The organism is Devosia psychrophila (assembly GCF_000971275.1).
Taxonomy (GTDB): Bacteria; Pseudomonadota; Alphaproteobacteria; order Rhizobiales; family Devosiaceae; genus Devosia; species Devosia psychrophila.
This window is the reverse complement of the sequence record NZ_LAPV01000173.1, coordinates 1-2,879: the sequence shown is the minus strand read 5'-3', so window position 1 is coordinate 2,879 and position 2,879 is coordinate 1. Positions and strand designations below refer to the sequence as shown.

The following is a 2,879-nucleotide window of genomic DNA, read 5'->3' as shown; positions in this document are numbered from 1 at the left end:
TTCTCACCCTTGATGGCGGCCAGCGCCACTTTGGCCTTGAACACCGGCGTGTGGTTGCGGCGGGGTCGTCTCGTCATGGTCGCTCCTGTTCGCGGCCATACTGGCCGCCATCAGGCACAAAATCCACCGATCCCGATGTCCAGATTTCCCGAGCCACCTCTGGGTTCGCCTTCTAACGATCGTCGCCTCGACCAGCAGGTACGGCGACCATCTCTGAGTTGGGGGGATTGCGTTTGGCGAGGGCGTTTGCCAGACTTGGCGGATGCGCATCAATCACTATGGCCAACTTTTTGCCATTGCCCGCCGGGAGATCGGCGCTGGCGAGGCAGAGGACGTCGTGCAGCAGGCGCTGCTAGTCGCCGTTGAGGCGGGCCGGGCCGACCTTTCCGACACTGCCAACAGGCGTTGGCTCTGTGGCGTGGTCCGCAACCAGGCTCGCATGGCGCTTCGCTCGACTCGCCGGCGCCACCGGCGCGAGGACGTATGGGGGGCTGCTTGCGCCCTCGCACAGCAACCCGTCGAAGTGGCCAGCCTCACCGAGGTACTGGCCGGGTTGCCACTGGCGTTGCGTGTGCTGGCAACGCTGGTGCTCACCGGGCACAACCGGCGGGAGATCGTCTATCTGCTGGACCTGCCCGATACGGCCTTGCGCCAACGTATCAGCGCGCTCAAGCGTCAGCTTCGCGCGCGGGGGCTACAGGCGCCGGCTGAACTGAGTGGACTCAATCTCGATCTCGCCTATGGCCGCATTCGAGAGGCGTTGGTGCCGGCGTTGCAACGGTATGGTGGCGTGTTTGCCAGTCACGACCCAGACGGACATTTGTTGATCATTCAGCGCTCACAAAACTAGGGGTCGCGGCAATAGCTTGATGTCGGCCCTGAGGCCATCACCAGCAGGAATCTTCAATGCTCACCAAACCTTCCGAGATTTGTCTCGTCTTTCATTGTGCCGACCTGGACCGGACCGAGCGGTTCTATCGCGAGGCGTTCAGCTTCTCGTTCGAGCGGCGCGGTTCGGGCGATACGCGCATGCTGTTCCTGCGGCTGAGCTCCGATTTCAGCATGAGCTTCATGCGGGGGCGCTGCGAACCCGGCAACAGCCCGCTGGTTACCTTCACCCTGCCGGATGGCGGCATCGCCGATGTCGTGGCGGGGTTGGCTAGCATGGGCGCGACAATTGTCTCGCCAGTGGGCGACGCACCGTACGGGCAGGGTGCGGCGTTTCTCGATCCCGATTCCCATGCAATGGGCCTCTACCAGCCGGCCGGCAAACCCCTTTCCCTCAAAGAGCCTGCGCCATGAGCTTAAAAGGCCAAGAGCGCCAGCATCGTGTTCTTTGTATTAGTGATCGTGCGACACGACGTCGCCACGCTTAAGCGAAAACCACTCGCCGTCCTGGAACACGAGCACCGAACCACGAAGCCTCTTGGCAACCTGTCAACGGCGGAGTAAAATCTGGCTATTAGGCGGCGTAAAAGTCGGCCACTTATGACATGCACATGAGATCGCCGGGTGGGCGTAGCCCGATCGGGGGTCTCATGTGCGCGTGACGATTTTGAGGTGTCTCAGCCGGCCTTTCGGGCGCGGCTTTGTGCGAGACGATAGCTGTCGCCATTCGTCTCGAGAATATTGACGTGGTGGGTGATGCGGTCGAGCAGCGCCCCTGTCAGACGCTCGGACCCGAGCGTCTCCGTCCATTCGTCAAACGGAAGATTGCTGGTGATCAGGGTCGCGCCTCGCTCGTATCGTTGCGAGATCAGCTCGAACAGCAGCTCCGCCCCGGTCTTGGAGAGCGGCACGAAGCCCAGTTCGTCGATGAAGAGAAGCTGGTAGGTGGCCATCTGCTTCTGGGCCTGCCGGCCATGATCAACGTTGGGTTCGTCTGGACCTGCTAGATCCTGACACTTTCGCCGCAGCGCTCACGGGCGCTTCTGCGATTTTCATGATGCGCCTGCCCCAGATAGTTAAGGCCAGGCTCATCGAACCATTCCTGCCGGCTGCCCGGCGTGCCGGGATGAGCCGACATGTGTTACTGTCAGTCAAGGGTGCGGAAAACAATCCGATCCTACCTCATCACGGCATGGAGCGGCTTATCGAAAAGTTACGCTTTGCATGGACCCACATCCGGCCGAGTGATTTCATGCAAAACCTTGAAACGGAGCATTTGGCTTCAATCATGGAGAGGGTGAGATTGCAGTGCCAGCTGGCAAGGGTCGATCCGCCTTTATCGACGTTTCCGACGTTGGAGCAGGTGTCGTTCATTCGTTGTTGACAGCAAACCAGGTGGGCAAGGGCTATACTCTAACTGGTCCTGCGGCGCTCGACTTTAACAGAGTAGCAAACTTGATGACGAAGGTGATGGGGCGCCCGATCCAATACCGCGACGTTTCCTTGCCAGGGTTTTTGATTGAGCAGCGCGGACGAGGCGTGCCACTTGGCCTGTGTCTTGTAATGGCCGCATTGTATACTGTGCGGCAATTTGGCTTCGCCACGGAAACGACCGACACCGTTACTTGGCCACGAGCCAACTGACTTCGCAACCTATGTCCAGTGCCGTTTCGGCACCAGCTGACCGCGTTTCAACATCCGACCGCCTACTGACGGCCCAGAAATGCCGACGGATCGGCAGGTGCACCGTTCCATAATCTTAGTTATGCGAACAAAAGAATTGGACTGTTCTACCTTATTAAACATTGTCGCTAGCCTGTGGCTTCTAAGGCCACAGATCGAGCATGGCAACACGCCTACTGGGTATAGTTCAGCCCTCTCTCTCTCATCCAGTTTTCCAGATCGACCTTGATCCGCGCCATCTTTGCTGCTTCGCCTGCCGACGCCGTGCCAGCATGATGTTTGAACCAACTATGGCAACCGAACAGCAT

General features: G+C 59.4%; 3 protein-coding genes and 1 pseudogene. 3 read left to right on the top strand and 1 reads right to left on the bottom strand.

Translation table 11 applies throughout. The features are described from left to right. Positions 1–262 precede the first annotated feature (262 nt). Positions 263–850, top strand: coding sequence for an RNA polymerase sigma factor (locus tag WH91_RS19655; RefSeq protein ID WP_046172719.1), 588 nt, complete (start codon positions 263–265; stop codon positions 848–850). A 56-nt stretch (positions 851–906) separates the two neighbouring features. Beyond that, entirely contained in the window at positions 907–1,302 is a 396-nt protein-coding gene (locus WH91_RS19650) for a VOC family protein (protein ID WP_046172718.1), read from the top strand. Positions 1,303–1,565: 263 nt separating this feature from the next. Here the strand turns inward: WH91_RS19650 and WH91_RS19645 are convergent. Further along, positions 1,566–1,850, bottom strand: a pseudogene (locus tag WH91_RS19645) (ATP-binding protein); the annotation flags it as partial. Positions 1,851–1,882: 32 nt separating this feature from the next. Between WH91_RS19645 and WH91_RS22855 the strand changes: the two are divergent. Next, positions 1,883–2,272, top strand: a complete 390-nt coding sequence (locus tag WH91_RS22855; RefSeq protein ID WP_428040673.1) for an SDR family oxidoreductase — start codon at positions 1,883–1,885, stop codon at positions 2,270–2,272. Positions 2,273–2,879 lie beyond the last annotated feature (607 nt).